Origin of the sequence: Mycobacterium sp. SMC-15 (assembly GCF_045310925.1) — a bacterium.
Lineage (GTDB): Bacteria > Actinomycetota > Actinomycetes > Mycobacteriales > Mycobacteriaceae > Mycobacterium.
Genome location: NZ_JBJIAJ010000011.1, coordinates 169,136 through 193,178, shown reverse-complemented (window position 1 = coordinate 193,178; position 24,043 = coordinate 169,136). Strand labels below are relative to the sequence as shown.

24 protein-coding genes are annotated in these 24,043 nt (G+C 68.5%); 16 read left to right on the top strand and 8 right to left on the bottom strand.

What is annotated here, in order from left to right:
- Nucleotides 1–91 precede the first annotated feature (91 nt).
- From cobA to ACJH71_RS17300, 4 genes are all read left to right on the top strand, one after another.
- Nucleotides 92–1,309, top strand: coding sequence for a uroporphyrinogen-III C-methyltransferase (gene cobA, locus ACJH71_RS17315; RefSeq protein WP_406759218.1), 1,218 nt, complete (start codon nucleotides 92–94; stop codon nucleotides 1,307–1,309).
- A 33-nt stretch (nucleotides 1,310–1,342) separates the two neighbouring features.
- The gene (locus tag ACJH71_RS17310) at nucleotides 1,343–2,917 is read left to right on the top strand and encodes an MFS transporter (protein ID WP_406759217.1); all 1,575 of its coding nucleotides are present in this window, start codon (nucleotides 1,343–1,345) and stop codon (nucleotides 2,915–2,917) included.
- Nucleotides 2,918–3,072: 155 nt separating this feature from the next.
- On the top strand, nucleotides 3,073–4,566 hold the full coding sequence (locus tag ACJH71_RS17305; RefSeq protein ID WP_406759216.1) for an MFS transporter: 1,494 nt from the start codon (nucleotides 3,073–3,075) through the stop codon (nucleotides 4,564–4,566).
- A gap of 52 nt (nucleotides 4,567–4,618) precedes the next feature.
- Nucleotides 4,619–6,382, top strand: a complete 1,764-nt coding sequence (locus ACJH71_RS17300) for a proline--tRNA ligase (protein WP_406759215.1) — start codon at nucleotides 4,619–4,621, stop codon at nucleotides 6,380–6,382.
- Here the strand turns inward: ACJH71_RS17300 and ACJH71_RS17295 are convergent.
- The 3 genes from ACJH71_RS17295 to ACJH71_RS17285 are packed head-to-tail and all read right to left on the bottom strand — an operon-like array spanning nucleotide 6,379 to nucleotide 7,702.
- The gene (locus ACJH71_RS17295) at nucleotides 6,379–6,699 is read right to left on the bottom strand and encodes a DUF732 domain-containing protein (protein WP_406759214.1); all 321 of its coding nucleotides are present in this window, start codon (nucleotides 6,697–6,699) and stop codon (nucleotides 6,379–6,381) included. The two genes, ACJH71_RS17300 and ACJH71_RS17295, sit on opposite strands and share 4 nt — an antisense overlap.
- A 38-nt stretch (nucleotides 6,700–6,737) precedes the next feature.
- Entirely contained in the window at nucleotides 6,738–7,196 is a 459-nt protein-coding gene (locus ACJH71_RS17290) for a ferritin-like domain-containing protein (protein WP_406759213.1), read from the bottom strand.
- Nucleotides 7,193–7,702: a hypothetical protein gene (locus tag ACJH71_RS17285; protein WP_406759212.1), complete on the bottom strand. Its 510-nt coding sequence runs from the start codon at nucleotides 7,700–7,702 to the stop codon at nucleotides 7,193–7,195. The genes ACJH71_RS17290 and ACJH71_RS17285 overlap by 4 nt, the downstream gene beginning before the upstream one ends.
- A 193-nt stretch (nucleotides 7,703–7,895) precedes the next feature.
- Here ACJH71_RS17285 and rimP point away from each other — a divergent pair, with 193 nt between their 5' ends.
- The 8 genes from rimP (at nucleotide 7,896) to ACJH71_RS17245 (ending at nucleotide 16,154) form a co-directional block, all read left to right on the top strand.
- Nucleotides 7,896–8,429 carry a ribosome maturation factor RimP gene (gene rimP / locus ACJH71_RS17280; protein ID WP_406759211.1) on the top strand — a complete coding sequence of 178 codons (534 nt, stop codon included), beginning with the start codon at nucleotides 7,896–7,898 and terminating at the stop codon, nucleotides 8,427–8,429.
- Nucleotides 8,426–9,469, top strand: coding sequence for a transcription termination factor NusA (gene nusA, locus ACJH71_RS17275; protein WP_406759210.1), 1,044 nt, complete (start codon nucleotides 8,426–8,428; stop codon nucleotides 9,467–9,469). Before rimP ends, nusA begins: the two co-directional genes overlap by 4 nt.
- Before the next feature lie 211 nt (nucleotides 9,470–9,680).
- Nucleotides 9,681–9,941 (top strand): DUF448 domain-containing protein, encoded by a 261-nt coding sequence (locus tag ACJH71_RS17270; RefSeq protein ID WP_406759209.1) that lies wholly within the window; start codon nucleotides 9,681–9,683, stop codon nucleotides 9,939–9,941.
- A 66-nt stretch (nucleotides 9,942–10,007) separates the two neighbouring features.
- Entirely contained in the window at nucleotides 10,008–12,797 is a 2,790-nt protein-coding gene (gene infB / locus ACJH71_RS17265) for a translation initiation factor IF-2 (protein WP_406759208.1), read from the top strand.
- Nucleotides 12,797–13,276 (top strand): 30S ribosome-binding factor RbfA, encoded by a 480-nt coding sequence (rbfA, locus tag ACJH71_RS17260; RefSeq protein WP_406759207.1) that lies wholly within the window; start codon nucleotides 12,797–12,799, stop codon nucleotides 13,274–13,276. The genes infB and rbfA overlap by 1 nt, the downstream gene beginning before the upstream one ends.
- Nucleotides 13,277–13,298: 22 nt before the next feature.
- Nucleotides 13,299–14,249: a DHH family phosphoesterase gene (locus ACJH71_RS17255; protein WP_406759231.1), complete on the top strand. Its 951-nt coding sequence runs from the start codon at nucleotides 13,299–13,301 to the stop codon at nucleotides 14,247–14,249.
- On the top strand, nucleotides 14,242–15,582 hold the full coding sequence (locus ACJH71_RS17250) for an MATE family efflux transporter (protein ID WP_406759206.1): 1,341 nt from the start codon (nucleotides 14,242–14,244) through the stop codon (nucleotides 15,580–15,582). The genes ACJH71_RS17255 and ACJH71_RS17250 overlap by 8 nt, the downstream gene beginning before the upstream one ends.
- A 32-nt stretch (nucleotides 15,583–15,614) precedes the next feature.
- A complete protein-coding gene (locus ACJH71_RS17245; protein ID WP_406759230.1) occupies nucleotides 15,615–16,154 on the top strand; it encodes a sugar O-acetyltransferase in 540 nt (179 codons plus the stop codon).
- A gap of 11 nt (nucleotides 16,155–16,165) precedes the next feature.
- On the opposite strand, the gene ACJH71_RS17240 is transcribed toward ACJH71_RS17245, so the two are convergent.
- Nucleotides 16,166–16,555 (bottom strand): hypothetical protein, encoded by a 390-nt coding sequence (locus tag ACJH71_RS17240; protein ID WP_406759205.1) that lies wholly within the window; start codon nucleotides 16,553–16,555, stop codon nucleotides 16,166–16,168.
- A gap of 231 nt (nucleotides 16,556–16,786) precedes the next feature.
- On the opposite strand from ACJH71_RS17240, the gene ACJH71_RS17235 reads away from it, so the two are divergent.
- Nucleotides 16,787–18,496: a hypothetical protein gene (locus ACJH71_RS17235; protein WP_406759204.1), complete on the top strand. Its 1,710-nt coding sequence runs from the start codon at nucleotides 16,787–16,789 to the stop codon at nucleotides 18,494–18,496.
- A gap of 61 nt (nucleotides 18,497–18,557) precedes the next feature.
- Here ACJH71_RS17235 and ACJH71_RS17230 read toward each other — a convergent pair whose 3' ends face one another.
- On the bottom strand, nucleotides 18,558–19,313 hold the full coding sequence (locus ACJH71_RS17230; RefSeq protein ID WP_406759203.1) for an enoyl-CoA hydratase: 756 nt from the start codon (nucleotides 19,311–19,313) through the stop codon (nucleotides 18,558–18,560).
- A gap of 33 nt (nucleotides 19,314–19,346) precedes the next feature.
- Between ACJH71_RS17230 and ACJH71_RS17225 the strand changes: the two genes are divergently transcribed.
- Complete coding sequence (locus ACJH71_RS17225) at nucleotides 19,347–19,898, top strand: DUF1802 family protein (protein WP_406759202.1); 552 nt, start codon at nucleotides 19,347–19,349, stop codon at nucleotides 19,896–19,898.
- 24 nt (nucleotides 19,899–19,922) lie between these two features.
- Here the strand turns inward: ACJH71_RS17225 and ACJH71_RS17220 are convergent, their stop codons facing one another.
- Nucleotides 19,923–20,234: a hypothetical protein gene (locus ACJH71_RS17220; protein ID WP_406759201.1), complete on the bottom strand. Its 312-nt coding sequence runs from the start codon at nucleotides 20,232–20,234 to the stop codon at nucleotides 19,923–19,925.
- 492 nt (nucleotides 20,235–20,726) lie between these two features.
- Here ACJH71_RS17220 and ACJH71_RS17215 point away from each other — a divergent pair, with 492 nt between their 5' ends.
- A complete protein-coding gene (locus ACJH71_RS17215; protein WP_406759200.1) occupies nucleotides 20,727–21,056 on the top strand; it encodes a hypothetical protein in 330 nt (109 codons plus the stop codon).
- Nucleotides 21,029–21,805 (top strand): DUF5642 family protein, encoded by a 777-nt coding sequence (locus tag ACJH71_RS17210; RefSeq protein WP_406759199.1) that lies wholly within the window; start codon nucleotides 21,029–21,031, stop codon nucleotides 21,803–21,805. The genes ACJH71_RS17215 and ACJH71_RS17210 overlap by 28 nt, the downstream gene beginning before the upstream one ends.
- Here the strand turns inward: ACJH71_RS17210 and ACJH71_RS17205 are convergent.
- Nucleotides 21,752–23,416 (bottom strand): CocE/NonD family hydrolase, encoded by a 1,665-nt coding sequence (locus ACJH71_RS17205; RefSeq protein WP_406759198.1) that lies wholly within the window; start codon nucleotides 23,414–23,416, stop codon nucleotides 21,752–21,754. The two genes, ACJH71_RS17210 and ACJH71_RS17205, sit on opposite strands and share 54 nt — an antisense overlap.
- Nucleotides 23,417–23,420: 4 nt before the next feature.
- Nucleotides 23,421–24,005, bottom strand: a complete 585-nt coding sequence (locus tag ACJH71_RS17200; protein ID WP_406759197.1) for a DUF3558 domain-containing protein — start codon at nucleotides 24,003–24,005, stop codon at nucleotides 23,421–23,423.
- Nucleotides 24,006–24,043: the final 38 nt, after the last annotated feature.

Below are 24,043 nucleotides of genomic sequence, written 5' to 3'. Positions count from 1 at the left end.
CTTCGCCGCGCTGACGGTCGCCGCGGGATTGATGGTGGCGACCCGTTGCGCCCGGCTTCGCCGCGCTGACGGTCGCCACTAGAGTTATCGGGTGACCGAGAACCCCTACCTGGCCGGTTTACGGCTGGCCGGCCGCAAGGTTGTTGTTGTAGGCGCGGGAAGTGTCGCGCAGCGACGACTTCCACTGTTGGTGGACAGCGGGGCGCAGGTGCTGGTGATCGCGCCCAGCGCCACCCCGGCGGTCGAAGCGCTGGGCGAGCGCAAGCCCGGAATCACACTGGTATCGCGTACCTACCGCGACGGGGACCTGGCCGATGCCTGGTATGCGATTGCGGCCACCAACGACCCGGAGATCAACGCCGCCATCGTGGCCGAGGCCGATCGCCGTCAGATCTTCTGTGTGCGCGCCGACTTGGCCGTCGAGGGATCTGCGGTCACCCCGGCGACCTTCGGCTACTCCGGACTGTCGGTGGGTGTGCTGGCCGGTGGCGAGCACAACCGGTCGGCGGCGATCCGCTCCGCCATCCGGGAGGCGTTGCAGGACGGCACGATCACCGTGGACGCAGCGGCGACCCCCGACGTAGTGCGCGGCGGTGTGGCGCTGGTGGGCGGCGGACCCGGTGATCCGGAACTGATCACGGTGCGCGGCCGCCGCATGCTCTCGCACGCCGACGTCGTGGTGGCCGATCGGCTCGCCCCGCCCGAGCTGCTCGCCGAACTGCCCCCGACCGTCGAAGTCATCGACGCCGCCAAGATCCCCTATGGGCGGGCGATGGCGCAGGACGCCATCAACGCGCTGATGATCGATCGTGCCAAGGCCGGCAAGTTCGTGGTGCGCCTCAAGGGTGGGGATCCATTCGTGTTCGCCCGCGGCTACGAAGAGGTCCTGGCCTGCGCCGACGCCGGGATTCCGGTGACGGTTGTGCCGGGTGTGACCAGTGCCATAGCGGTGCCGGCGCTGGCCGGGGTTCCGGTCACCCACCGGGCCGTGAACCACGAGTTCGTGGTGGTCAGTGGGCACGTCGCGCCCGACGATCCCGAATCGTTAGTGAATTGGGACGCCTTGGCGGCAATGCGCGGAACCATCGTGCTGCTGATGGCCATCGAACGCATCGAACAATTCAGCGCGGTCCTGCAAAAGGGCGGGCGACCTGCGGATACGCCGGTTCTAGTGGTGCAACACGGCACCACGCCGGCCCAGCACACGCTGCGAGCAACCCTGGCCGACGCGCCCGAGAAGATCCGCGCGGAGGGCATCCGACCTCCCGCGATCGTCATTATCGGGGCCGTCGCCGGTTTTGGGGTTTAAACAGCTCTTAATATTACTGTAGGGTAGCCGGTTATGACTGCACTCGATGATGCAGGCCGGGCGACTGCGCAGCGGTCCGACGGCGCTGCCGGGTCGGTTCCCCCGGGGCGTACCGGTTCCGATCTCATGAGCTTGACCAGCAAGTATGTGTCGTCCTGGTTGCCTTCTCGCCGCTTCATCTATGCGGTGATCGCCATCGGTGGCATGCAACTGCTCGCCACCATGGACAGCACTGTCGCCATCGTCGCGCTTCCTAAGATCCAGGACGACCTGGGACTGTCCGACGCGGGCCGCGGCTGGGTGATCAGCGCTTACGTGCTGACCTTCGGCGGCCTGATGCTGCTGGGCGGCCGGCTCGGCGACACCATCGGCCGCAAGCGCACCTTCATCAGCGGGGTCGCGTTGTTCACCATCGCGTCGGTGCTGTGCGCGGTGGCCTGGGATGCGCCCACGTTGGTGATCGCGCGACTGCTCCAGGGCGTCGGCTCAGCGATCGCCTCACCGACCGCGCTGGCGCTGATCGCCACCACCTTCCCGAAGGGGCCGGCCCGCAACGCCGCCACCGCGATATTCGGAGCGATGACCGCTGTCGGGTCGGTGATGGGCCTGGTGGTCGGTGGCGCGTTGACCGAGGTGTCGTGGCGGCTGGCGTTCGGGATCAACGTGCCGATCGGCCTGCTGATGATCTACCTGGCCCGCACCGCGCTGACCGAGACCAACCGGGAACGGATGAAGCTCGACGCTGCCGGCGCGCTGCTGGCGACCCTGGGCTGCACGGCCGCGGTGTTCGCGTTCACGATCGGCCCGGAGAAGGGCTGGATCTCGGTCTTCACCATCGGCTCGGGCGTCGTCGCGGTGTTAGCGCTCTTGGCTTTCGCCGTGGTGGAGCGCACCGCAGAGAACCCGGTGGTGCCGTTCAGCCTCTTCAAGGACCGCAATCGGCTGATGACCTTCGCGGCGATCTTCCTGGCCGGCGGGGTGCTGTTCACCTTGACCGTGACCATCGGCCTGTATGTGCAGGATCTGATGGGCTACTCGGCCTTGCGCGCCGGAGTGGGATTCATCCCGTTCGTCATCGGGCTGGGCGTCGGACTGGGTCTGTCCTCCCAGCTGGTGCGGCGGTTCCCGCCCCGGGTGCTGGTGATCGCCGGTGGCGTCGTGTTGCTGGGCGCGATGATCTACGGCTCGACGATCAACCGGAACCTGCCGTACTTCCCGAACTTCGTGACGTTGATCGTGCTCGGTGGGCTCGGGATCGGCGTGATCGTGGTGCCGCTGACCCTCTCGGCGATCGCCGGCGTGGGCTTCGACCAGATCGGTCCCACCTCGGCGATCGCACTGATGCTGCAGAACCTGGGCGGGCCGATCGTGCTGGCGGTCATCCAGGCCGTCATCACCTCGCGCACCCTCTACCTGGGCGGCACCAACATGCCGGTCAAGACGATGAATCCCGCGCAGATCGCCGCGTTGGACGCCGGCTACACCTACGGCTTGCTGTGGATTGCCGCGGTGGCGATCCTGGTCGGCGGGATCTCCCTGCTGATCGGTTACACCGCCAAACAGGTTGCGCACGCCCAGGACGTGCAGGACGCCTTCGGCAACCTGTAACTTCGCCCGGACGCGCGCCGGCGCTCCCCGCTGGGTTGACGGCGGTGACCCGCTTCGCCCGGCTCCGCCGCGCAAGCGATCCCCGCTGGGTTGACGGCGGTGACCCGCTTCGCCCGGCTCCGCCGCGCAAGCGATCCCCGCTAAGCTGACCTGCTATGGCCGCGCCGGGGGAATCCCAGTCGGCCGGCCGGTCGTTGTCGTCCAACGTGCTCGGTGTCGCCATCGTGGCGATCACCGGCATGCAGCTGATGTCGACGCTGGACGGCACCATCGTCGTGGTGGCATTGCCGCGCATGCAGGCCGACCTCGATCTGTCCGATGCCGCCAAGAGCTGGGTCATCACCGCCTACGTACTGACCTTCGGCGGCCTGTTGCTGCTCGGCGGCCGGGTGGGCGACGCCATCGGACAGAAGCGGGCGTTCATCTCCGGGGTCGGGTTGTTCACCCTCGCCTCGCTGGTCTGTGGGGTGGCCACCGACTCCGCCACCCTGATCGCCGCCCGGGCAGTCCAGGGCATGGGGGCCGCGGTTGCCGCACCGACCGGCCTGGCGCTGATCGCGACGACCTACGCGGCCGGGCAGGCCCGGAACCGGGCCATGGCGGTGTCGGCCGCCATGCAGGGCATCGGCTCGGTCATGGGCCTGGTGCTCGGTGGCGCCCTCACCGTCATCTCGTGGCGGCTGGCGTTCTTGATCAACATCCCGATCGGAATCGTCATCGTGGCCATCGCGGTGCGGCGGTTGACCGAGACCAACACCGAACGGCTCCGGCTCGACCTCACCGGGGCGCTGCTGGCCACCGGCGGGTGTACCGCGGCGGTGCTGGTATTCACCCAGGGCCCGCCCCAGGGCTGGGCGAGCCCGTGGGTGATCGGCGCCGGCGTCGCCGCGGCACTCTTCCTACTGGCCTTCCTGTTCGTCGAGCGCAACGCCGCCAACCCACTGGTGCCGCCGGCGGTGTTCGACAACCCCAGCCGGGTCGCCACCTTCGTGGCGTACTTCATGGCCGGCGGCGTGATGCTCACGGTGAGCGTGATGATCGGTCTACTGGTTCAAGACGTGCTGGGCTACTCGGCCCTGCGCGCCGGTATCTGCTTCATCCCGTTCGCGCTGGCGATGGGTCTCGGCAACCTGCTGACCAGTTGGGCGGCCGCGCTGATCGCGCCACGCTGGCTCATCATCGGGGCCGGCAGCCTGGTCTGGGGCGCCATGCTGTTCGGGTCGACGCTGGACCGCGGCGTGCCGTACATCCCCGACCTGGTGATGCTGTTCGTGGTCGGCGGCTTCGGTATCGGCGTGATCTCGGTGGTGCTGCCGCTGTGCGCGGTGGCCGAGGTCGGCCCACGCGAGATCGGCCCGGTGTCGGCGGTCACCTTGATGGTGTACAACCTGGGCGGCCCGGTGGTGCTGGTGATCATCCAGGCCGTGCAGACCTCTCGAACGCTGTACCTGGGCGGCACCACCGGCCCGGTGAAGAACATGACCGACAGCGAACTGGATGCGCTCGGCCATGGCTACACCTATTCGCTGCTGTGGGTGGCCGCGATCGCCGTGCTGGTGGGTGCGGCGGCACTGTTCATCAGGTTCTCGGCCGAACAGATCGCCCGCGCCCAACACACTCTGGAGGCTGTGGAGGCGGGGGAGCTGTAGGGGCGCCGGGCAAGTCCGCGTCTGCTCGCGGCTGAAGATAGGCTCTCGGCCTGTGATCACCCGGATGTCCGAACTGTTCCTGCGCACCCTGCGCGACGACCCCGCCGATGCCGAAGTTCCCAGCCACAAGCTGCTGATCCGGGCCGGCTACGTCCGGCCTATCGCACCCGGTCTGTACAGCTGGCTGCCGCTTGGCCTGCGGGTGCTGCGCAACATCGAGCGAGTGGTGCGCGAGGAGATGAACGCCATCGGCGGCCAGGAGATCCTGTTCCCGGCGCTGCTGCCGCGCGCACCGTACGAGACCACCAACCGCTGGACGGAATACGGCGATGGCTTGTTCCGGCTCAAGGACCGTCGCGACAACGACTACTTGCTGGGCCCCACCCACGAGGAACTGTTCACCCTGACCGTCAAGGGGGAGTACAGCTCCTACAAGGACTTCCCGGTGGTGCTGTATCAGATCCAGACCAAGTACCGGGACGAGGCGCGACCGCGAGCCGGCATCCTGCGCGGCCGCGAATTCGTGATGAAGGACTCCTATTCCTTCGACGTCGGCGACGCCGGCCTGGCCGCCGCCTACGACGCGCACCGGGCGGCCTATCAGAAGATCTTCGACCGGCTCGGTGTGCGTTATGTGATCGTCTCGGCGGTTTCCGGCGCCATGGGCGGATCGGCCTCCGAGGAATTCCTCGCCGAGAGTGCGGTCGGTGAAGACACCTTCGTGCGCTGCCAGGAGTCCGGCTACGCCGCCAACGTCGAAGCGGTGACCACCGCCCGCCCCGAGCCGCGACCGATCGATGGCTTGGCCGAGCCGCAGATTCACGACACCGGCGATACCCCGACGATCGCCACCCTGGTGGATTGGGCCAACTCTGCTGATCTGGGCCTCGGTCGCCTCGTCACCGCCGCCGACACCCTCAAGAACGTCCTGCTCAAGGTCCGCCAGCCCGATGGCGAGTGGGAGCTACTGGGCATCGGGGTCCCGGGCGACCGCGAGATCGATGAGAAGCGGCTCGGGGCGGCCCTCGAACCCGCCGAGTACGCGCTGCTCGGCGACGGTGATTTCGCCAAGCACCCGTTCCTGGTGAAGGGCTACATCGGTCCGAAAGCACTGCAGGACAACGGGGTCCGCTACCTGGTTGACCCTCGTGTGGTGGACGGCACCAGCTGGATCACCGGTGCCGATGCGCCCGGCAAGCATGTCGTGGGACTGGTCGCCGGGCGTGATTTCCACGCCGACGGCACCATCGAGGCGGCCGAGGTCCGCGACGGCGACCCGTCACCGGACGGGGCCGGCCCGCTGGTCAGCGCCCGGGGCATCGAGATCGCCCACATCTTCCAGCTCGGCCGCAAATACACCGACGCTTTTGCTGTCGACGTCCTCGGCGAGGATGGCCGGCCGGTGCGGCTCACCATGGGTTCCTACGGTGTCGGCGTCTCGCGGTTGGTGGCTGTCATCGCCGAACAGCAGCATGACGAGCTGGGTCTGCGCTGGCCGTCGCAGGTCGCACCGTTCGACGTGCATGTGGTGATCGCCAACAAGGACGACGCCGCCCGCACCGGCGCGACCGAGCTGGTCGCTGAACTGGACCGGCTTGGTCTGGAGGTGCTCTTTGACGACCGGCAGGCCTCGCCGGGGGTGAAGTTCAAGGACGCCGAGTTGCTCGGGGTGCCGTGGATCGTCGTACTGGGGCGCGGCTGGGCCGACGGCGTTGTCGAGCTGCGGGATCGTTTCTCGGGGCAGACCCGCGAGCTGGCCGTCGGTGCGGAATTGGCCGGGCAGATCATGGCCGCGGTCCGCGCTGAGGGCAGTTAACCCGGGGCCTGGGTGCACATGGTGCTGCGCGCCGCGCGCACCACGACGGCGGCCTGTTCGGGGCTGGCCCCGTACTGTGCGGCGACCTGGTCGGTCACCGAGCCCGCGGACTGGCCGGTGTAGAGCTGCCGGCAGACCTGCTTTCCGGCCAGCAGGAGCTGGTCGTCGTCGCCGGGAAAATTGCCGCGGGTTGCGTCGAGGTATCTGATGTCCTCAGAGGTGTAGGGGATCGGCCAGGCGGCGGCCGGTCCGGCACCCAACAGCACCCCTGCTCCTACTACGGTCGCGATCAGGGCACCACGCTTGTGCACCGACATCATCCCTGCTCCCTTCGCCCTGTCGAGGTCAGTCTCGCTCAGTCCTGGCCACCTGGAAAGGCCTGGGTGATCGGCCAACTCCCCAGCGCGCGGTTCCAGTGCGCGGCGAGCACGGCGCTCTGACCGAGCGCGGTCGCCGCGAATTCCCGATCGGTGGCCTCGCTGGCCTGCTCGACGACCGCACGCCAGGCCGCCGCGGTGTCGCTTTCCATCCGGACCGCCAGCCGCAGTGCATCGTTGGACGTGGTCACCGGCATGGGCAACTGATAGCCGGCAGCGGCAGGCGGCACGGCAACCGAGCGGCTGGTCAGTATCGCGATGGTGTGATCCCGGCGTTCGCGGTGCTGTCGAATGGTTGTGACCACCAGATCGTTGAATTCCGGTAGCGAGTACGCCGATACCAGCCCGTAGCCATAGACGACGCCGTGTTCGGTGGCCAGCGCATCGATCAGGGCCGCTTCGGGGCCGGAGCTCGGGCTGGGTTGCGGAGATGTCATGTCTGCGCCACCAAGGCAACTGCGTAGGAGGCCGTGCATGCCGCGGCGATGGAGGCCAGCAGCCCGGCGCGGTAACCGGACGAGGAGACCGCCAGTTTCCCGGCGCTGTCGGCGGCCTCCCGCAGCGCGCTGATCACCTGCGAGGCCGGCGGAGCGGGCGCATCCGGCGCGGCGCCGGGCGTGGTGGTCTCGGTCTCGTCCACCGGCGCCTTTCTAGAGGCGCGGGCGATCTCGGCGGCCAGTGCCCGGGCGTGCTCGGTTCGCTCCTGCGACACCTGATCCAGCGCCGCGGCCAGCGCCTTGGAGTCCGGGTCGGTCAGTGCGGCGGCGGCCGCCGCAGCCAGCTCACTGTCGCGCAGCGCCAACTGCCGTTGCGCTTCCAGGTCGTCCACGACGGGCGCCGTCGGAGCCGAGCCGCAGGCCGGCGCCGCAAGGGCCAGCAGGGCGAGCATCCCGGCGCCGGTGAGCACGCGCCGTCGGTCGATGGCGGACAGGGGGCCGGGCACCCTGACATCCTGCCATTGCCACGGCGCCGTAAGGACGCGACGTGGCCGCGAACGGGTCGCGGTACGCTGACGGGCGCTTTTGCCGGTTTGCTGTGGCTGTGTTTCCCACGGCGTATCGTTGATGACTGGTTCCCGGCCGCGCCTGGCGCGTGGGAACGCGCCGAGAAGGACAACTCAAGATGAGGAGCTCGCCGTGGCCACCGGGCTACCTTCCCAGACACAGGTGATCGAGCTGCTCGATGCTGAGTTCACCCGCGCCGGATACGAGATCGAAGACGTTGTCGTCGACGATCGGGACCCGCTCCCGCGAATCACCGTGGTCGCCGACGGCGACACCCCGCTTGATCTGGACACCGCCGCCGCGTTGGCGCGCTCGGCGTCGGACTTGCTCGACACCCTGGAATTCGACGGCCAATACGTACTTGAGGTCAGCTCGCCCGGGGTGGGGCGGCCGCTGACCACCGCGAAGCATTTTCGGCGCGCGCACGGTCGCAAAGTGGAGCTGACGCTGTCCGACGGGTCGGGTCTGACCGGTCGGGTGGGCGTCGTCGATGACGACGTCCTGACGCTGGTGGTACGCGCCGGGCGCGACTGGAACCGTCGCCGCCTGCCGCTGAGCGAGATCAGCCGAGCGGTGGTGCAAGTCGAATTCGCACCGCCGAGTGAACGTGAGTTGGAGTTGGCGGGCCGGCAGGCCCCGGAGGCGGGAACGGAGGCCGGAGCATGAACATCGACATGGCCGCGCTGCATGCGATCGAGGCAGACAAGGGCATCTCGGTTGACGTGGTCGTGGACACGATCAAATCGGCGTTGCTCACCGCATACCGCCACACCGAAGGCCATCAGGCCGACGCGGTGATCGACGTCGACCGCAAGACCGGCGTGGTGCGGGTGCTGGCCCGCGAGACGGACGCCGACGGCAACGTGATCAGCGAATACGACGACACGCCCGAGGGTTTCGGCCGTATCGCGGCGACCACGGCCCGCCAGGTGATCCTGCAGCGGCTGCGTGACGCCGAGAACGAGAAGGCCTACGGCGAATTCTCGGCGCGGGAGGGCGACATCGTCGCCGGCGTCGTGCAGCGCGACGCCCGGGAGAATGCCCGCGGTGTCATCGTGGTGCGGCTGGGCACCGAGGCCAAGGGCTTTGATGGCGTCATCCGCCCCGCGGAGCAGGCGCCCGGCGAGGCCTACGACCACGGCGACCGGCTGCGCTGCTACGTGATCGGCGTGACCCGGGGCCTGCGCGAACCGCGTATCGAGCTGTCGCGTACCCACCCGAACCTGGTGCGCAAGCTGTTCGCTTTGGAGGTCCCCGAGATCGCCGACGGGTCGGTGGAGATCGTCGCGGTCGCCCGGGAGGCCGGCCACCGATCCAAGATCGCGGTCGCCTCGCAGGTTCCCGGGCTCAATGCCAAGGGTGCCTGCATTGGCCCGATGGGCCAGCGCGTGCGCAACGTGATGAGCGAGCTGGCCGGCGAGAAGATCGACATCATCGACTACGACGAGGACCCGGCGCGCTTCGTCGGCAACGCGCTGTCGCCTGCCAAGGTGATGTCGGTGACGGTGATCGACCAGGCGGCTCGTGCCGCCCGGGTGGTCGTCCCCGACTTCCAGCTTTCCTTGGCCATCGGCAAGGAAGGCCAGAACGCCCGGCTGGCAGCCCGGCTGACCGGTTGGCGCATCGATATCCGCAGTGACACCCCCGAGACCGATACCGATGGCGCTGAGCGTGCGGCAGGTCAGGGCGTGGGCCACGAGCGCTGAGCGGGACGCGACCAGGAGCGCCCGGTAGCGCAGCGCCGGGTTGGTTCGGGTGGTTCGGGTCATCGCCGTTGTATGGGTAGACTGAGCCGTGATCCAGCGCGAGACTTCGCCAGCCGCCTCGCGGACGCACCGTTCCCCAGATGGACCGGTGCGCACGTGTGTCGGATGCCGGAAACGTGCGTTGACCGTCGAATTGCGTCGGGTGGTCGCGGTGTCAACCGAGAACGGCAACGGTGCCGTGATCGTTGACCGCGCGGGCAACCAGCCGGGGCGGGGTGCGTGGTTGCATCCCGCGTCGGAATGCCTGCACGCGGCGATTCGGAGACGGGCATTCGCGCGCGCGCTGCGAATCAGCGGTTCCCCGGATGTATCCGGGGTGGAGGAGTACTTCGAAGGAGTCGAAGATCAGCTCGCCGCCCCGGTCAACAGAACAGGTAGCGAAGAACATGAGCACACCGTGAAGTCCCGATGACCATGCGTCATAGCTAAACCCGAGGCGCGGCCCACCACCGCTGTCGCCTCATAGACAGGAGATGTAGTGGCAAAGGCCCGCGTACACGAGTTGGCCAAGGAACTCGGTGTCACCAGCAAGGAAGTTCTCGCCCGCCTGAGCGAACAGGGCGAATTCGTCAAATCGGCATCCTCAACCGTGGAAGCCCCCGTCGCGCGGCGGCTGCGCGAGTCCTTCGGCGGCGGCAAGCCCGCGCCGAAGGCTGAAGCGCCCGCGGCTCCGGCGCCCGCCAAGGCCGCTCCGGCCCCGGCGGCCACCCCGGGACCGGCGAAGCCGGCACCGGCGGCTGCCGTTCAGGGCGAGGCCGCCAAGCCTGCCGCCCCCGTCCCGGCCGCAGCCAAGCCGGCGGCCCCGGCAGCTCCAGCGGCACCGGCCGCTCCGGCCGCGCCCGCGGCCGAGACCCCGCCACCGGCCGCCGCAGCACCGTCGCCGGCGGCGCCGCCGGCGCCCGGCCCCCGGCCGGCAGCACCGGGTCCCAAGCCCGGCGCCCGCACCCCGCGCGTCGGCAACAACCCGTTCTCCTCGGCGCAGCCGGTCGAGCGGGCGATTCCGCGTCCGCACCCGCAGGCGGCGCCCCGGCCGGGAGGAGCCCCCCGGCCAGGCATGCCCCGCCCCGGCGGCGGCGCGACGCCGGGCAACATGCCCGGACGCACCAGCAACTTCGGCGCACAGGGTCGCCCGGCACGTCCCGGCGGTCCGCCGCGGCCCGGCGGCGGTGGCCGTCCCGGTGGCCCCGGTGGTCGTCCCGGTGGTCCCGGCGGCGGTCCGGGCGGTAACTACCGCGGTGGCGGTGCCGGTGGTCCCGGCGGCACGGGTGGTCCCGCAGGCGCGGGCGCCGGAGGTTTTCGGGGTCGTCCCGGTGGCGGTGGCGGCGGCGGTCGTCCCGGCCAGCGCGGTGGCGCGGCCGGCGCATTCGGTAGGCCCGGCGGTGCACCCAAGCGGGGACGCAAGTCGAAGCGGGCGAAACGCGCCGAGTACGAGAACATGCAGGCGCCGGTCGTCGGTGGTGTGCGGTTGCCGCACGGCAACGGCGAGACCATCCGGCTTGCCCGCGGCGCATCGCTGAGCGACTTCGCCGACAAGATCAACGCCAACCCGGCTGCCCTGGTGCAGGCGCTGTTCAACCTCGGTGAGATGGTCACGGCCACCCAGTCGGTCGGCGACGAGACGCTGGAGCTGCTGGGCAGCGAGATGAACTTCGTGGTGCAGGTCGTCTCGCCCGAGGACGAGGACCGCGAGCTGCTGGAGTCCTTCGACCTGACCTACGGCGAGGACGAAGGCGGCGAGGAAGACCTGCAGAGCCGCCCGCCGGTGGTGACCGTCATGGGTCACGTCGACCACGGCAAGACCCGACTGCTGGACACCATCCGCAAGGCCAACGTCCGCGAGGGCGAGGCAGGTGGCATCACCCAGCACATCGGTGCCTATCAGGTGGGCGTCGACTTCGACGGCTCCGAGCGGTTGATCACCTTCATCGACACCCCGGGTCACGAGGCGTTCACCGCCATGCGTGCCCGTGGCGCCAAGGCCACCGACATCGCGATCCTGGTGGTGGCCGCCGACGACGGCGTGATGCCCCAGACGGTGGAGGCGATCAACCACGCCCAGGCGGCCGATGTGCCGATCGTGGTGGCGGTCAACAAGATCGACAAGGAAGGTGCCGACCCGGCCAAGATCCGGGGGCAGCTCACCGAGTACGGACTGGTTGCCGAGGACTTCGGCGGCGACACCATGTTCGTCGACATCTCCGCCAAGCAGGGCACCAACATCGCCGCGCTCGAGGAGGCGGTGCTGCTGACCGCCGACGCTGCCCTGGACCTGCGGGCCAACCCCGACATGGAGGCCCAGGGTGTGGCGATCGAGGCCCACTTGGACCGTGGTCGCGGCCCGGTAGCCACCGTGCTGATTCAGCGCGGCACGCTGCGGGTCGGCGACTCGATCGTCGCCGGCGACGCCTACGGCCGAGTCCGTCGGATGGTCGACGAGCACGGCGAGGATGTCGAGGAGGCGACCCCGTCGCGGCCGGTGCAGGTCATCGGCTTCACCTCGGTGCCCGGTGCCGGCGACAACCTGCTGGTGGTCGACGAGGACCGGATCGCTCGCCAGATCGCCGATAAGCGCAACGCCCGCAAGCGCAACGCGCTGGCCGCGCGGTCGCGCAAGCGGATCTCGCTGGAGGACCTGGACTCGGCGCTGAAGGAAACCAGCCAGCTGAACCTGATCCTCAAGGGCGACAACGCCGGTACCGTCGAGGCGCTGGAAGAGGCCCTGATGGGGATCCAGATCGACGACGAGGTGCAGTTGCGGGTCATCGACCGTGGCGTCGGTGGCATCACCGAGACCAACGTCAACCTGGCATCGGCGTCGGACGCGATCATCATCGGGTTCAACGTCCGTGCCGAGGGCAAGGCCACCGAGCTGGCCAACCGCGAGGGTGTGGAGATCCGGTACTACTCGGTCATCTACCAGGCCATCGACGAGATCGAGAGCGCGCTCAAGGGCATGCTCAAGCCGATCTACGAGGAGAAGGAACTGGGGCGTGCCGAGATTCGCGCCATGTTCCGTTCCTCCAAGGTGGGCAACATCGCGGGCTGCCTGGTCACTTCGGGCATCATGCGCCGCAACGCCAAGGCGCGGTTGCTGCGTGACAACGTGGTGATCGCCGAGACCGTCACGATCTCCTCGCTGCGGCGGGAGAAGGACGATGTCACCGAGGTCCGCGACGGCTATGAATGTGGTCTGACGCTGACCTACAACGACATCAAGGAAGGCGACGTCATCCAGGCCTACGAGCTCGTCGAGAAGGCGCGGACGTAGTGGCTGATCCGGCACGGGCACGCCGGCTGGCCAAGCGGATCTCCACGATCGTCGCCTCGGCGATCGAGTACGAGATCAAGGACCCGCGGCTGGCCGGCGTGACGATCACCGACGCGAAGGTGACCGCTGACCTGCACGACGCGACCCTGTACTACACGGTGCTGGGCCGCTCCCTGGACGAGGACCCCGACTACGGCGGCGCCGCTGCCGCGTTGGAGGGCGCCAAGGGCGTGCTGCGGTCCAAGGTCGGCGCAGGCACGGGGGTGCGGTTCACCCCGACCCTGTCGTTCGTGCGGGACACCGTGCCCGACGCTGCCCATCGGATGTCGGAATTGCTGGCCGCAGCCCAAGCCGCCGATGCCGACCTGGCCCGGATACGGGAGGGCAAGCAGCCGGTCGGGGACGCGAACCCGTATCGCGAGGCACCGGGACAACCCGATGCCGACGACAGCGGTGACGGTGAGCAGTCGGGCGACTGACCCGCTGCCCACGAGTCGGCGGGTGGACGCCGCCGAAGCCGTGGAACTGCTGGCGGGCGCGAGCACGCTGGCGGTGATCTGTCATGTGCATCCCGACGCCGACACCATCGGTGCGGGGCTGGCTTTGGCGTCGCTCCTGCGACGGCGCGGCAAGGCCGTCGAAGTCAGTTTCGCTCGGCCGGCGGCACTTCCGCAGTCGCTGCAGTCGTTGCCGGGCGGTGACCTGCTGGTCGCCGCCGACGTGATGCGTCGCGACGTCGATCTGGTGGTGACGGTCGACGTCTCGAGCGCGGATCGGCTGGGGGAGCTGGGTCAGCTGGCTGTCGGACGTGAGCTGCTGGTGATCGACCATCACGCCTCGAACCAATTTTTCGGCACGGCCAATTTCGTTGATGCGTCGGCGGATTCGACGACGATGATGGTGGCGCAGCTGTTCGACGCCTGGGGTGAGCCGATAGACGCCGACGTGGCGCACTGCCTGTATGCGGGGCTGGCCACCGACACCGGGTCGTTCCGGTGGGCCAGTGCTCGCGCGTATCGGCTGGCGGCGCGCCTGGTGGAAGCCGGGGTCGACAATGCGGCGGTCACCCGCACGGTCATGGACACCCATCCGTTCGGCTGGCTGACGATGCTGTCGCGGGTGCTGGCGGGTGCGCAACTGCTGCCGGACGCGGCGGGCGGGCGCGGGCTGGTCTACGCGGTGGTCGACCATGCCGAGTGGACCGCGGCGCGGCCCGAGGAGGTGGAGAGCATCGTCGACATCGTGCGTACCACCGCCCAAGCCGAGGTGGCGGCGGTGTTCAAGGAGACCGAGCCCGGGTGCTGGGCAGTGTCGATGCGTGCGAAGGCGGCGGTGGACCTGAGCGCCGTGGCAGTGGCTTTCGGCGGCGGCGGTCACCGCCTGGCCGCCGGGTACACGGTCACCGGTACGGCACAGGACGTGGTCGCCGCGCTGGTCGCCGGCCTTGGCTGACGAGTCCGGCGCCGGGACAAAGTCCCCCGCAAGCGGGAGGTACCCCCAGATCGCGGCGCTGGCACTGCCGGCGCTGGTGGTGTTGGCCGCCGAACCGCTGTATCTGCTGTTCGACACCGCTGTCGTCGGCCGGCTCGGCGCCGTGGGTCTGGCCGGTCTTGCGATCGGCGGGCTGATCCTGAGTCTGGTCGCCTCGCAGGCCACATTCCTGTCCTACGGAACGACGGCGCGCTCGTCGCGGCATTTCGGTGCCGGCGATCGGTCCGCGGCGGTCGCCGAGGGGGTGCAGGCCACCTGGCTCGCCTTGGGGCTGGGAGTGCTGATTGTGCTTGTGGTGCAGGCGGTGGCGGTGCCGCTGGTCTCGGCCGTGGCCGGGGGTGACAGCATCGCACGAGCAGCCCTGCCATGGCTGCGGATCGCCATTCTCGGCGCTCCGGCAATTCTGGTGTCGTTGGCGGGCAACGGATGGCTACGAGGGGTGCAGGACACGGCGCGGCCGCCGCGCTATGTGGTTGCGGGTTTTGCGCTTTCGGCGCTGTTATGCCCGCTGCTGGTGTTCGGCGGTCTGGGCATGCCGCGCTGGGGTCTGGCCGGCTCGGCGGTGGCCAACTGCGCGGGCCAGTGGCTTGCCGCGCTGTTGTTCCTGCGTGCGCTGCGCCGTGAACCGGTGTCCTGCAAGCCCGACCGCGCAGTACTGCGGGCGCAACTGGTCATGGCACGCGATCTCATCGCGCGCTCGCTGGCCTTTCAGGTCAGCTTCGTCTCGGCTGCCGCGGTCGCGGCGCGCTTCGGGGCCGCGGCGTTGGCCGCCCACCAGATCGTGTTGCAGCTGTTCAACTTCCTGGCGTTGGCCCTTGATTCGCTGGCCATCGCCGCGCAGGCGTTGGTGGGCGCAGCGTTGGGCGCATCCGACGTCCGTCATGCCAAGTCGGTGGCGGGCCGGGTCACGCTGTTCTCCTTGGTCGCTGCTGCCGTGCTGGCGGCGGGATTGGCACTCGGTGCGCGACTCCTGCCGGGGTTGTTCACCAACGATGTCGCGGTGCTGACCGCTGTCGGGGTGCCTTGGTGGTTTCTGGTGGCCCAATTGCCCATTGCCGGAATCGTTTTCGCGCTCGATGGAGTGTTGCTGGGAGCCGGTGACACGGCGTTCATGCGTACCGCCACCGTCATCAGCGCGCTGGTCGGTTTCCTGCCGCTGGTGTGGTTGTCGTTGGCCTTCGGTTGGGGGCTTGCCGGAATATGGTCGGGCCTGACCGCTTCCCTGGTGCTGCGGTTGCTGTTCGTCGGGTGGCGGGCGCTTTCCGGGCGCTGGGTGCGGGCCGGGCGGCCGTAGGATCGGCTGGCGTGAGCAGTGCGCGAGAACGGATGCTGCGCGGAGCGCCGTATCGGCCCGACGACCCGGACCTGGTCGCCGGCCGGCAGGCATGTCAGCGTTTGGTGGCGGCGTTCAACGCCACCGGGCCGGACGATGCGGACACCCGCCGTGAACTGCTGGGTGAACTGCTCGGATCCTTCGGGGCGAACTCGGAGATATTGCCCCGGTTCTGTTGCGACTACGGCATATACACCAGCATCGGCGCCAACTGTTTCGTCAACTACGACGCGGTCTTTCTGGACTGCGCGCCCATCACCATCGGGGACAACGTATCGATCGGACCCTGCGCCCAACTGCTGACGGCGCTGCACCCCGTCGACGACATCGACGCGCGGCGGGCCGGCTGGGAATCGGCCGCTCCGATCACCATTGGCGACAACGTCTGGCTGGCTGCGGGGGTGATCGTGTGCCCCGGGGTGTCGATCGGCGCCGACACCGTGGTGGGGGCCGGCAGCGTAGTGACCCGAGACTTACCGGCCGGCGTGCTCGCGGCAGGAAACCCCTGCCGGATCCTTCGATCGCTCGGCTAGCCCGTCAGCCGTCAGCCGCCCACGCCGGCGTTCAGCAGGAAACCGCCGGTGACGAAGGTGACGATGAAGATCAACCAGCCCAGTGCCGGCCAGGTGAGCATGCGGCTCCGTCGGCGCGCGCTGACGCTCATGCCGACCAAGGTGGTGAGCACGGCAGCACCGATACCGCCCCAGGCCACCAGGTAGGCCCCGTTGATCAGGTTGTCACTGCAGCGATGGGCACTGGAGCACACGTCGGTCGCCATGCCGGCGAACATCGAGTAGATGAGGCCCAGCCCGCAGGCCAGCAGCAGGAGCACGGCGAGCAGCGATGCGGCGATGACATCCCCGGGCCGCCGGCGTGGCGGCGGGGTGACGTTGCCGTGGGGCCACGGGGGATACGGCGGGGAGTGCTGAGCCACGACTGAGTCCCCCTGGGTAGGTCCGGTTTGCTGTCTCACCGTAACCCTGCTGCGGGGGCGTCGAGGCGTTCTGTTTGTCCAGCTAATTGACAGGAAAAATCTACACTGCCTATCTATACATTTAGGTTACTCGCGGGTAGCGTTCTGCGCGTTGTTACCAGTTACACACGCCTGACCCTGGGGGTGTAACCCACTGGCTTGGGAAAACGACGGAGATGGGGAAGCTCGAAAATGATGCATTACCGACTGATCGCCGCAGGTCTGGCCACCGGGGGTGGGCTACTTACTGCGGCGTTCCTGCAGGCTGCGGTCGCCGTGGCAGGCCCGAGTGACGACGTTGTCGCGCCGAGTGCCACCGGCGCCGACGCCTTCACCATTGGCGGATACACGTTCGATCCCTTCAACGACGCCACCGGCGCAGAGGGCTTCTCCCTCGTTCACCCGCTCACCGGGTCCGCGCCACTGTTGACCTTGGGCGGCGGAAGCCCCGGTGGCCTGCTGCCGACCGCTCCCCAGAACTTCGAGGTGTACGGCGCGGACGGCACCAGCCTGGGCAGCATCAACTCCAGCGTCGTCGTGACCAACCTGGCGGGTCTGACCAACACGCAATTCACCATCACTGACGTCACCGCCGCATCCGGTGGTTCGGCGGCGGATCTGCCGGTGACCGGTTCGGTCTACGACGTCTTCAACTTCGGCGGGGGCTTTGCCAACGTCTACGTTGCCACCCCCGGCGAGGACGGGACGGTCACCGACACCTTCGTGACGCCCTGGGGCAGCATGGACCTGAGCTCGATGTTCGCCGGCTTCAACGCGGCGGACCCGCTGCTGCCGGGCGACGCCTTCGATGCGCTGCAGGCTGGGGCGTCCGGAGGTGGCGAGGACGCCTTCGCCATCGGTGGTCTCACGCTGGACCCCTTCACGGGAACCGGCGACGCGGCGCAGGAGGGCTTCTCGCCGATCACCGCGCTCGGCGGCGCGGCGCCGCTGCTGGCCATCGGCGGCGCATCGCTGGGTGACCCGAGCCACCAAGGCAATGGGCTGGCCTCCCAGGACTTCAACGTATTCAGCGGCACCGGTGACGACGCCACCCAGATCGGCACCATCAACACCTCGGTGGACGTGACCAACCTGTTGGGCATGACCAACACCCAGCTCGTTGTCACCGACGGCTCGGACACCGGCGACGGCCTGCCGGCCGCGGGGACGGTCTACGACGCGTTCAACTTCGGTGGCGGCTTCACCAACGTCTACGTCGCCACCCCGGGCGAAAACGGCACGATCACCGACACGCTCGTCACCCCGTTCGGCAGCATGGACCTGAGCTGGCTGTTCAGCGGCATGGCCGGCGGGATCTCGATGGACCCGGGAGCCGCGTTCGGCGCGCTGAGCGACAGTGCAGTGGGCGAGGACGCCTTTACCATCGGCGGCACCACCTTCGACCCGTTCACCGGGACCGGAGCCGACGCCACCCCGGGATTCGCGCCGGTCTTCCAGACGGTCGGTGCGCTGCCGTTCCTCAACATCGGCGGCGGTACACCCGGCGTCGACCTCGGCGGCACCTACTTCCCGCTGCCGATCACGTCGCAGGACTTCAACATCTATGACGGCACCGACCTGCTCGGTACTGCACACGCGCAGGAGACCGTCACCCAGTTGTTGGGCCTGACCACCACCGAGTTCGTCATCGACAGCGTGACGCCCGGTGATGGCGACGCCGCAGACCTGCCGGTGCTCGGTTCGGTGTACAGCGTCTTGAACCTCGGTGGCGGTTTCGCCAACGTCTACTCCGCGATCCCCGGTCTGGACGGCGCCGACAGCACCGTCACCGACACCTTCGTCACCCCGTTCGGCGACTTCGACCTGAGCGGGCTGTTCGGTGGTTTCGACGCCTCGGCGTTGATGGACCCGGGCGCTGCATTCCTGGGGCTCGACTTCTAGCAGTTCGCCTCAACTGACACGTCCCGGACGGTGCCGCAAGCGCCGTCCGGGACGTGTTTTGTCACTGCACCTGGGCGCGCCCACGTTCCAGTACGGCCGCACGGTTGGCGGCGACGTCGGCGCCGGTCACGGTGTTGAGCCACTGTTTGGCCGCCATCGCCTCGAGCCACAGGCCGGTGGCGGTCTGCGACTCGTCGATGCGGTGATAGGAGGCCAGCAGTGCACGCACCGCGGCCTGGTTGTTGCCGACGATCGAGGCGGCCACCCGGTGCGCCGCGGTCAGCAGCTCGGCGTGGGGCACCACCTCGGTGACCAACCCGGCCCGCAGCGCGTCGGCTGCCGACAGGTAGTCGCCGGTCAGACTCATCCGGCGGGCCAAGCCCACGCCGACCTTCTGGGGGAGTCGAACACTGAGTCCCCAGGAAGGCAGCAAACCGACGCGAGCATGGGTGTCGGCGAACCGGGCCTGTTCCGAGGCGATCAGGACGTCGCAGTACAGCGCCAACTCGAGTCCGCCGGTGACCGCCGCACCGTTGATGGCACCGATCACCGGCTTGGTCATCGGCGGCCACTGCGGGGAAATATCCGTCAGCCCAGTGGATTCGCCGAACTCCTTGAGATCCAGACCGGCGCAGAACACCGGATCGGCACCGGTCAGGATCAGCACGTCGACGCCGTCGTCGGCGTCGGCGTCGGCCAGCGCACCGAAGATGGCCTCACGCAAGGCGCCGGAGAGCGCATTGCGGGCCTGCGGGCGGTTCAGGGTCAGGGTGCGGATTCGGTCCTGGGTCTGGACCTGCAGAATGTCGTCGCTCATCGGTTCACCGTAGCCCCGGCTACGCTGGGCGGAATGCACGGTATGGCGTTGAAGGAGTGGAGCGCTGTCGTCGCCGCGCTGCTGGCCGGCCGGCAACGAATCCTGCTGCGTAAAGGCGGTATTCACGAGAAGCGCTTCGATGTGAGCGCCGAGGAATTCCTGCTGTTTCCGACATCGGTACACAGTCACGCCGAGCGGGTTCGTCCCGAACACCGCGACCTGATCGTGCCGGCGGCAGCCGATTCCACCGTGGAGCAGGTGCTGGTGCGGGCCGCAGCCAAAGTCGTTGCGGCGCTGCCGGTCGAGCGGCCCGAGGCGTTGGAGGACATCGCGGACCTGCACATCTGGACCACTGAATCGGTACGCGCCGATCGGGTTGATTTCCGGCCCAAACATCGGTTGACGGCCCTGGTGGTTCAGGTGTTCCCGCTGTCGACGCCGGTGCGGTTGGCGCGCAGCCCTGACTACGCCGGCTGCGCCAGCTGGGTGCAGTTACCGATCGCGGACCCGGAGCTGGGCGCCCCGGTTTACGCCGTCCACGAGCTTGACGCGGTGACTACCCGGGTTCGCGACACCGTCGGCTGAAGGAATCGTGGGCTCAGATCTGGGCTATCGACGGGACCGCAGGGTCCGAATGATCTGCGCCGAGAGTTCCGGGTCGGCGAGCAGTTGGTCGATCAACGCAGTCATGACTTCCTGCCCCGTAATGCGGGCGCATCCCACCCGGTCGGCGGCGTCGCGTTGCCAGAGGTCGAGTCCGCGGTGCTGGGCCGGCGACAGATCGACAGTGCGGCGGGTGCGGGTTTGACGCAGCGGGATCGGCTCAGTCGGCTTCATTCCGGTTTCGCGGGGCGGTGTCCAGCCGGTGGCCGGGACACCCAAACTGCGGTTGTCGAGGGGATCGCTGGCAGCTGCTCTCATCGTATGGACCTTCGGTTGCGGTGGAACCTCACCCTGGGTACTCACGCCAGAGTAGCCCGTCAACCGTCGCGGTTGACCAGAGCGCCCGATCGACGGCCGCGAGGGTGATCGACGAAAGTCGCGCTGAGGGCTGCGTGGCCTTGTGGTGATCGCATACGTGCATTCAGCGGTCAGTCGGCGGATGTCGAGTCCCGGTCAAGCCTGCGCAAACCTACCGGACAACAATTTGTCGAGCCATTATCTGTACAAGATTAAAGAAATATTAGACCGGCTTGATCGATCATCATTCCATTAAATACGGACATCCGTGAATCAGTGGATCAGTAACTCAGTAGATAGGCTTTGAACTGCGATAATCGCCGTGTGTGGTCCGATTTAAGCGAGACATTCGGAAGGCAAAAAAATTGTTAATCGGACCGTTGTCGAGCGCCTTTCTCGGTGCTAGCCTGCGAATATCAAGATGATTCGGGAATCTTGACGAGGGAGGAAATCATGTTGATTTCACGCAATTCGTGCCGGCGCGTGGCCGCTGGAGCGATCGGCGCCGGGACATTGGCCGGCGCGCTGTTGGTCGGCGCGACGGGGCCGGCGCAGGCCTCCCCGGGGGAGGTTGCCGTACCACCGCCCGCCGCGGTCCACGTGGTCGGGAAACCGGCCGGCGCCCCGGTCTCGCTGGGCACTCGCGTCGGCATCGATCGCGCACCGGCGGACACCGTGTTCGCCAGTGACATGCGCATGGCGCCCATGCCGCAATGGTGGGGCCGGCACCATCACTGGTGGCGCCATCACCATCTGTGGCACCGCTGGTGGTGGTGGTGGTGATCGAAGTGTCGGCCAAGCCAGGTCTTGACCGTGGTCAGCGACGTGCCGCCAGGCACGGGCTGGTACTGCTGGCCGCACTCGGCGTCGGGGCAACCCTCGCCGGGTGCGGCGCCAGCACCGAAGTCGCCCCGGCGGGGCCGGTTGCGTCCCAACCGCCCGCCGCCGAGCCGAGCCCGGCACCCTACGACATCTCGCACGTCGGCGCCGTCGCCGACGACTTTCCGCAAGGCTTCACCGCGCAGGCGCACCCGGCGAAGACACTCGGCCAGGCCGACATCGACGGCTCCGCGGTCGCGGCGTTCACCGACGCCCAGGTGGACCCGCCGCAGTGCCGGTCGGTGGTCATCCCGCCGTATGTCGATCCGACGGTCGGCACCGAAGCTGCCGGCGTGATCGGGCAGGGAGATCAGGGCAACATGTACGTTGTCGCCTTGCGATCACCCAATCCCGTTGCGGCCGAGTCTGAACCGGCGGGCTGTGATCGGATCTCACTGGCCGGTTCGCCGGAGGCGACCGGGACCGTGGAGCGGATCCCGGCCCCTGCCATCGCCGGGGCCACCACGACCGGGGTGAAGCTGAGTGTGGCGAACCCCGAGGAGGATCCCGACTATCTGTACACGGCGGCGCTCGACGAACGAACGTCGGTTGTGGTCATGGGCAGCGCGGATGAGCAGCTGGACCCGCAGCGGCTGATGTCAGACCTGCTGGTCAAAGCCGTCGCGGCGGTCCGTGGGCAGCAGCAACCGTGAGCCGGCCAGGCGCACCGTGTGCGTTGCCGGTCGCTGGGAGGCGCCGCTGATAGCGGGCTCGTCGGTGCCCAGGTTGCGTGCGAATCGGGGGTGGCAGCCGCCGGCGATCAGCAGCCGGATGCGTGAGCCTGCCGCGAATCGGTGGGCGATCTGGTCCAGCTCGATACGGACTGTCCCCGAGGTCTGGTTCAGCCGCCGGAAGCCGTCGCTGACATTGCGTGAGCGTCCGCGGGCGTCGACCTCGCTGACCCGGACGAACACGTCGACGTGCGGGTTGTCGCTGGAATGCGCCAGCTCCACCACCGGGCTGCCGAACACCTCGACATCCCCGGTCAGCGGCTCCCCGGTGAAGGCCAGCACGTCGGCGCGGCGCGCCAACACGTCGTCGCGCTGATAGCCGCCGCCCGGGGCGAGCAGTCGCCCGCCAACCGTGGGAGTGGGATCGGCGGGGTCGTAGTGAAAGCTCGCCGAGTCGGTCATACCGTCGGCCACCGGGGAGTCGGCCAGCCGCCCGCCGGGCTGCAGCCACCAGCTTCGGCCGGTCGACTCGGGCGGCCAATCCGGCAAGTCGCGCCAGCCCCCGCCGCCGGTGACGCAGACCCGCACCGGGCTGGTCCGCGAGGGTCCGTCGGTGCCGGCCAGGTGAGTGCCGAGCCAGTCCAGGGATTCCGCGGTGACGGTGCGCAGTCCCTTGGTCAGCATCTCGGTGTGGGTCCACGGGCCGACGGTCAACGCCACCTCGGCTCCCCGGTCGCGCAGCGTCGCGAACTGAGCCAGCGCCTGATCCAAGAACAGGTCTTGCCAGCCACTGAGCAGCAGCACCGGCACCCGGGTCTGCTCGAGTGCCACCGGGTGACGCAACCTGTCCCAGAACGGATCGTCGCGATCAGGGTGCTCGACCCAGGACTCGTACCAGGGGGAGCCTTCGCCCAACAGGGCCCGGCCGGCCGAGCCCAGCGGCAACGCGGCCGCGGCCCGCCTGACCCGCCGCTGCGCTGTCAGTTGCTGTAACCCGGCCCGGATCCGCGGACGCACTTCCTGGTGGGCCATCATGTGGCTCCAGCCCAAAAAGTCGTTGAGCGCGAATGACCCCACGCCCCACGTCGACTGGTACAGATCATGCGGCCCGACGGTGACGACCGCGGCGGTCAGCTCAGGCGGCGGGTCGGCGAGCAACGCCCACTGGGTGAAGCCCAGATACGACAGCCCGATGGTGCCGAAGGATCCGGTGAACCACGTCCTGGTGCGAAGCCAGGCGACGGTGTCGGCGCCGTCGGCGGCCTCGTTGACCATCGGCTCGAACACACCGCCGGAACCGAAGGTGCCGCGCACACTCTGCAGGATCACCCGGTACCCGCGGGCGGCGTACATCCGGGCGAACACCAGTGAGAACGGGAACTTGCGGCCATAGGGGCAGCGCACCAGCAGGGTGCCGACCACGTCGCCGGTCGGTTGGTAGTGGACGGCGCGCAGCGCGACCCCGTCGCGCATCGGGATGTGTTCCCGGCGCACGGTATAGCCGGTGGTGGGCGGCGGCAGTCGCCGCAGCGCCCGGTTCACCACAACATCGGCAAGGCGCGGGCCGGCCGGACGTGGCGAGGTGGCGGCCACGCGATCAGTACTTGTAGTGCGGGGCCAGCTGGTGAGCGCGCATCAGGTTCTCGGTGGGGCAGTCCACATCCGGGTTGGAGTACACCGGCGAGTAGTACAGCGACTGCTGGATCACCCCGTAGCTGGTCTTGAACGCCACCATGCAGGAGAACCACCACCGGTTGTTCCACTCGGTGGGCTTCATGACCCAGTACTGCGCCGCCCGGTGCCCGTTGATGTCCATCTCGATAGCGTCGGCCGGAATCGACTCGTCGTAGCTGCGCCACACGAACGTCTCGACGGCCATCTGGTAATTGCCGGAGTCGAATTCGCAGCGCACACCCTCGACCGGCTTGGGCGGAGTGAATGCCAGCCCCAACTGTGCGATGACGTCGTAGGGGATGTCCTCGCAGGCGTCGAACGGACGCGGGTTGGTGATGTTGACCGCTTTGCTCGAGGTGGTCGGGGGTGCCAGCGGTATCGCCGTGGAACGCAACTGCACCGCGGAGCCGCCGGCGACGTCCCGGTTGGGGGGTGTCTGTTGCCAGACCATCACGACGGCCATCACCAGCGCTCCCAACGCGGTGATCAGACGCAGTTTGGTGAGCATGACACTCCTCGCTTCCACCCGGTGTACTGCCGGGAGTG